At 66.7% G+C, this 5781-nt stretch carries 4 protein-coding genes and 3 pseudogenes; 1 reads left to right on the top strand and 6 read right to left on the bottom strand.

Features of this window, described 5'->3' with window-relative positions; genetic code table 11:
* Together RHBS_RS23245 and RHBS_RS23240 are read right to left on the bottom strand one after the other, a co-directional pair.
* Positions 1–1173 (bottom strand): FtsX-like permease family protein (locus tag RHBS_RS23245; protein WP_145977578.1); only part of this gene is annotated, 1173 nt, incomplete at its 3' end.
* Between the two features lie 53 nt (positions 1174–1226).
* Positions 1227–1961 carry an ABC transporter ATP-binding protein gene (locus RHBS_RS23240; protein WP_121871417.1) on the bottom strand — a complete coding sequence of 245 codons (735 nt, stop codon included), beginning with the start codon at positions 1959–1961 and terminating at the stop codon, positions 1227–1229.
* Positions 1962–2036: 75 nt separating this feature from the next.
* Between RHBS_RS23240 and RHBS_RS23235 the strand changes: the two are divergent.
* A pseudogene (locus RHBS_RS23235) lies at positions 2037–2800 on the top strand (deoxyribonuclease IV).
* On the opposite strand, the gene RHBS_RS23230 reads toward RHBS_RS23235, so the two are convergent.
* The 4 genes and pseudogenes from RHBS_RS23230 to RHBS_RS23215 form a co-directional block, all read right to left on the bottom strand.
* Complete coding sequence (locus RHBS_RS23230; protein ID WP_128646520.1) at positions 2778–3473, bottom strand: hypothetical protein; 696 nt, start codon at positions 3471–3473, stop codon at positions 2778–2780. The pseudogene RHBS_RS23235 and the gene RHBS_RS23230 sit on opposite strands and share 23 nt — an antisense overlap.
* 105 nt (positions 3474–3578) lie before the next feature.
* Positions 3579–4055 carry a DUF309 domain-containing protein gene (locus RHBS_RS23225; RefSeq protein WP_128646518.1) on the bottom strand — a complete coding sequence of 159 codons (477 nt, stop codon included), beginning with the start codon at positions 4053–4055 and terminating at the stop codon, positions 3579–3581.
* A gap of 10 nt (positions 4056–4065) precedes the next feature.
* Positions 4066–5357, bottom strand: a pseudogene (locus RHBS_RS23220) (multidrug effflux MFS transporter).
* Between the two features lie 93 nt (positions 5358–5450).
* Positions 5451–5781 (bottom strand): annotated as a pseudogene (locus tag RHBS_RS23215) (DNA-3-methyladenine glycosylase 2 family protein); the annotation flags it as partial.

Raw genomic sequence — 5781 nt, 5'->3', positions numbered from 1 at the left:
ATCGCGGCGACGGGGCGGAATCTTGGCCGCTCGCCGGGCCGGTGCGTACGCGCTCAGCACGGTGACGACGATGCCGACGGCGAAGGCGACGGCAACCGTGCGCGGCTCGAGCGCCAGCGGTCCCGACGGTAGGCCCAGGTCGAAAGCGTTGAGCAGTGCCCGTAGCCCGTAGGCAAGCCCTACTCCGCCGACGAAGCCGAGCACGCTGCCGATGACGCCTACGACGAGAGCTTCGAGGACGACCGATCGGCTGACCTGCCCGCGGCTGGCTCCGATGGCGCGCAGCAGTGCCAGTTCGCGGACGCGTTGCGCGACGATCATCGAGAACGTGTTGTAGATGATGAAGGTGCCGACCAGCAGAGCGATCCCACCGAAGGCGAGCAGGAAGTAGTTGATGAACGACAGTGCCGACTCGACCTCCGCCTGAGTCTCGGCCTGTACGTCCGCGGCGGTCTGGACCTTCAGATCGGGGAACGCCGCGGCGATCTCGTCGCGAAGATCGCTCTGAGTCAACCCTTGCGCGGCGAGATCGTTGCCCGCGACGTCGATGTACTGCACGTGGGCACCGTCGGTGAACAGCTCGTTCGCCTGGCTCTGGACGAACTGGATTCCGATGTAGCCACCGGATTCGGTTGCTGTGGAATAGATTCCGCTGATCGTGACGTCGGTGATGCCCTTGGACGGCACGAGGACCTGGGTGGCGTCGCCCACCTTCAGTCCGGCGCGCTCGGCGCCACCGGCGTTGATCGTGACCTGACCGGGAGCGGTGGGAGCCGAACCGTCGACGAAGGTGGTCGGATCGCCGAGTCGTTGGTCGTCGGGGAGGTACGACTCACCGATGGTCGGTGCGCCGCCGGACTGTACGGCGGCACCGTCCGACCCCAGCAGCACCAACTGCCCGCCGACGTAGGGCGACACGGCGCGCACGTTCGGTAACGCCGAGATCGCCGCGATGTCCTCGTTCGGCACGCCGGAGGAACGCGCGTCCTCGGGGCTCACTCGAACGTCCGCGCCCTGCGCGGTATCGGCGAACAGCGAGGAGAAGGTGCGCTGGAGGGTGTCGGTGAACACGAACGAACCCGCGACGAATGCCGTGCCGAGTACGACGGAAAGCACGGTCAGTGCCAGCCGAACCTTGTGTGCAGCAAGGTTTCTCAGCGACACCTTGCGCATGGGATTGCCCGACGGCTTTTGTCGAGGAGGTTTGCTGGAAACGGAGTGCGCCATTATCGGACCGTCTCCAGCTTCTTCATCCGCTCGAGTACGGCGTCGGCCGTAGGCGAGTTCAGCTGGTCGATGACGGCACCGTCGGCGAGGAACACGACGCGGTCGGCGTAGCTGGCCGCGCGTGGATCGTGCGTGACGATGACGACGGTCTGATCGAATTCGTCTGCGGCAGTGCGCAGAATCGACAGCACCTCGCCGGACGAGCGGGAGTCCAGGTTGCCGGTGGGCTCGTCGCCGAACACGATGTCGGGCCTGCCTGCCAGTGCACGGGCGCACGCCACTCGCTGCTGCTGTCCGCCCGAGAGTTCGCTGGGGCGGTGATCGAGGCGGTCACGCAGGCCGAGTCGGTCGACCACGGTGTCGAGCCATCCCTGGTCCGGTGTGCGGCCGGCGATGTCGAGAGGCAGTGTGATGTTCTCCAGCGCGGTGAGCGTCGGCACCAGATTGAAGGCCTGGAACACGAATCCGATTCGGTCCCTGCGTAATCCGGTCATCTCCTTGTCGGACAGTGCCGTCAACTCGGTGTCGCCGATGGTCACCGTTCCCGAGGAGGCATTGTCCAGGCCGGCCAGGCAGTGCATGAGCGTGGACTTGCCCGAACCCGACGGGCCCATGATGGCGGTGAATTCTCCGCGAGCGAATTCCACGCTCACCCCGGACAGTGCGTGAACCTGGGTGTCCCCTGATCCGTAGACCTTCGATACGTTGACCGCACGTGCGGCGATGTCGCTCATGGGTGCCAGTGTTGCAGCGTTCCGCGCCGGTCGCTATCAGGGGAGACCCTGAACACCACCCCTATGATGGGCGTCATGCGCATCGGAGCCACGTCCGCGACAGCAGCGACCCTCTCGGTACGGCCGAGGCGCTCGGCGTCGACCTCGTCCAGATGTTCCTCACCGATCCGCAGAAGTGGAACAAGCTCACCCCGCACCCTCAGGGCGAGGCGTTGCTGACCGGCGATGTCGACGTGGTGGTGCACTCGTCCTACGTCCTGAACGTCGCGAGCTTGAACAATCGGATCCGCATTCCTTCGCGCAAGGCCGTCGTCGAGCAGGCTGCTGCTGCGGCCGAGATCGGGGCCATCGGGCTGGTCGTCCACGGCGGTCACGTCCGTGAGGGTGAGGACACTGCCAAGGGAATCGACAACTGGCGCAAGCTGTTCGAGCGCCAAGCGGAGCAGGGCGGCTTCGCCGTGCCGATTTTCGTCGAGAACACCGCGGGCGGAGACTCCGCGATGGCGCGCCACTTCGACGACATCGCCCGGTTGTGGGACGCGATCGGTGAATTCGGTGCCGGATTCTGCCTGGACACCTGTCATGCGTGGGCCGGGGGCGAGGATCTGGTCGACGTGGTCGACCGAATCAAGGCGATCACCGGCCGAATCGATCTGGTGCATCTGAACAATTCGCGCGACGAGTTCGACTCGGCGCGAGACCGGCACGCAAATCTCGGCACCGGAACGATCGACGCCGAGATTCTGACGGCCGTCGCACTGGCGGCCGACGCGCCGGTGATCCTCGAGACTCCGCCCGAGGGGATCGAAGACGACGTCAGGCTGCTGAAGAGCCTGTAGTGGTGAGAGCGAGGTCGTGCACGGCCGCCGACCACAGTCGGGTCAGTTCGTCGATGCCGTGCAGATTCGCAGCCCAGGTGATGCGCGCCTGCGCGGTACCTGCACCCGTCGTGGTGATCCCGATGTCGATGGCGTGATCGCGGCTTGTCTCCGCCCGTCCATCCTCACGCACGATGATCTGTGCTCCGGCGCGAGAGGCCAGCGCGGGATAGTTGCGGGTCAGTGCGTAATCGCGGCCGCCGTTCGGTACCGAGCCCAGTCGCCTCGAGACCTCGTCGACGAGGTGCTCGCGGTGCGAGGGGACGGCGAGAGCGTCGATGTGGAGTGCAGGAAGCCGGACCGGGTGAACTGCACCGGTGTTCTCGAGATCGAGGTCAACCAGCACGCCGGCCGAGGAGCCGCGACGGTTGTTTCTCTGCCACGTCGACACGGCCGAGCCCAGGGCCGCGAGCAGCAGAACGCGGCGGCGGTGTCGGCCGTCGGGCAACGCGAACGTCATCGACGTCTGCTCGAATTTCGTGGACTGTTCGGTGAGCAACGGTCGCTCCGCCGGGGTCAGGACGGCGACCCAGTACGGAACCTGTTCGGCTACCTCGGTGCAGAGAGTGCGTCCGAGCTGGGCCGGGCTGATCGTCTCGCGGTGCACGAGTCTCAGCGGTGCGAACACGGTCACGCCGACGAACCCCACTTCCGATGCGGATTGTCCTAGCCTTACCTAACCTTGCCCAGGCTAGCTCGAGCCGGAATCGGATGCCAGGACGCCCCCGTCGGGATCGGTTCAGTCGGTGGTGCGCAGCGCCGGAATTCCGGGAGCGACCGGCAACGTCCCGGTCTCGAGCTCGCCGAGCAGGCCCTCCGACCAGGTCAGCAGGCCGGTGACGTCGAGATGATGCGGCGGGTTGCACTCGAAGCCGATGAGCCGATCGTGTCCTTGCCGGAGCAGCGAACCGGCACCGACGCGGTTGCCGCGCATCAGATGGGTCAATCCGACGGCGAGTTGGGCGAGGCCCTGCCACAACGGACGCTCCTCGGGCGAGCAGCTCTTCCACGTGCCTTCCAGTACCTCGTGCGCATGGAAGGGCATGTTCGTGTCGAGGAATCGCTGCGCTTCGACGAGGGCAGCGGTGGGCGGAAGCCGGAGGTCGTCGGGCACCCGTGGGGTTCCGTCGCCGCCGCGCGCGAGGGGCCGCCCGAGACCGTCACGAGGCCTGGCGTTGAGGGGTTTACCGTGCGCATCACGTTCGCGTTCGGCCATGGCCGAAACCCTAGTGTGTGGTGGCCCGCACCGAGCTCACAGCCTTCGAAGACGAGCGCGCGGTGATGACACCCAGCGCTGCCAGTGCGGCGGCAGAGGTCACGACCATCGTGGTGGACACGGCAACCGCGTCGTTTCCGAGTGCGCCGACGATCGGCGCGACGATGGCACCGAGGCCGAACTGAGCTGCTCCGAGGAGGGCAGCGGCACCTCCTGCGGCCTCACCGTGCCTGGACAGCGCGAGAGCAGGCGCGTTGGGCATCACGAATCCGACGGCACCGAGCACGAACCACAGCGGAATCACGAAGCCGGCCATCCCGCCGATCTCGGCGATCGCCAGCACGGCCATGACGCCACCCGCGAGGACGGCGAACGACAGTGCAGCCAACACGATCTGCACCGGAGCGAAGCGTCCGAGCAGGAGGACGTTGAGCTGAGATGCACCGATGAGCGAGATCGCGCCGGCGGCGAAGACGATCGCGAATTGCTGCTCGTCGAGGCCGAACTCCTCCTGCAGCACGAACGACGATCCGGCGATGTACGCGAACAACGAGGACATCGCGAGTGCGGCGACGAGAACGAGCACCACGAACTGGGCGTCGCGCAGCAGAGAGCGGTAGGTGCGCAGCACCGGCATGACCCCGCTCGCACGACGACGCTCGGGCGGCAGCGTCTCGCGTAGCGACACGATCGCCAGTGTCATCAGGCGACACCCATGATCGCCAGCGCTGCGAAGACGAGACGCCACGATCCGACCAGCAGCACGGCGCCGCCGAGCGAGGGAGCCAGTACCGGTGCGACGCCCATGACGAGCATCAGCCGGGACAGCACGGTTGCGGCCGCACGTCCACTGAACAGGTCTCGCACGATGGCCATCGCCACCACGGCAGCAGCGGCAGCGCCGAGACCCTGCACGACGCGTAGGCCACCGAGCACGGCGATGTTGGGAGCCACGATGCACGCGACGGACGCCAGGATGTGCACTCCGGTGCCGACGATGAGCGGTAGTCGCCGGCCGACGATGTCCGAGAGCGGCCCGATGACGAGTTGGCCGAGGGCGAGTCCGATCAACGTGCCTGCGAGGGTGAGCTGCACCGCCGACGACGGGGTGTTCAGGTCGTCGGCGATGGCAGGAAGAGCAGGCAGATACATGTCGATGGTCAAGGGGCCGAGCGCGATGAGTGCGCCGAGCACCAGGATCACCCGCAGGCGTTCCTTCGATGTCGGCTCGGGGGACGCGCTCGTTGTCGGTGCTTGGGCTACGGCTGTCTCGGCTGCTGACGTGTTCGGTGCTTGGGCCACCCGAAGTTCAGCAACCGGGGCACTCGTTCTGTTCCCGGTTGCTGACTACAACTTTCGTGTTCTACGCCACGGCGTCGGACAGCACGGTCGAACTCAGTGCCACGTGTGATCCACCAGCGCGGTTCGCGGACCGAACTTCGGCTTGGTCGCCTTCCCACTCAGGTACAGCAGCCGAATCGCGCGATGCCGATGCGGGGCCAGGGGCTGCAGATACTCGACCATCTCCGCGTCGTCGATCGACCTACCCAGCAGCGACCAGCCCACGACCGACGCCAGGTGGTAGTCGCCCACCGACAATGCGTCGGGATCCCCCAGGGCGCGTTGCGCGGTCTCGGCTGCCGTCCAGACGCCGACGCCCGGGATTGCCCGCAGCCTGCGCTGCGCGTCCTCGGGTGTCATTCCCGACGCCTCCTCCAGGCGCCCC

The organism is Rhodococcus sp. BS-15, assembly GCF_000813105.1.
Lineage (GTDB): Bacteria > Actinomycetota > Actinomycetes > Mycobacteriales > Mycobacteriaceae > Rhodococcoides.
Note: the sequence above shows the minus strand (reverse complement) of the source record. Positions and strands in the feature narration are given on the sequence as shown.

Excerpts from the sequence above, each read along its gene's own strand:
- RHBS_RS23240 (WP_121871417.1), bottom strand. The coding sequence starts at position 1,961 with ATGAGCGACATCGCCGCACGTGCGGTCAACGTATCGAAGGTCTACGGA.
- RHBS_RS23225 (WP_128646518.1), bottom strand. The coding sequence starts at position 4,055 with ATGGCCGAACGCGAACGTGATGCGCACGGTAAACCCCTCAACGCCAGG.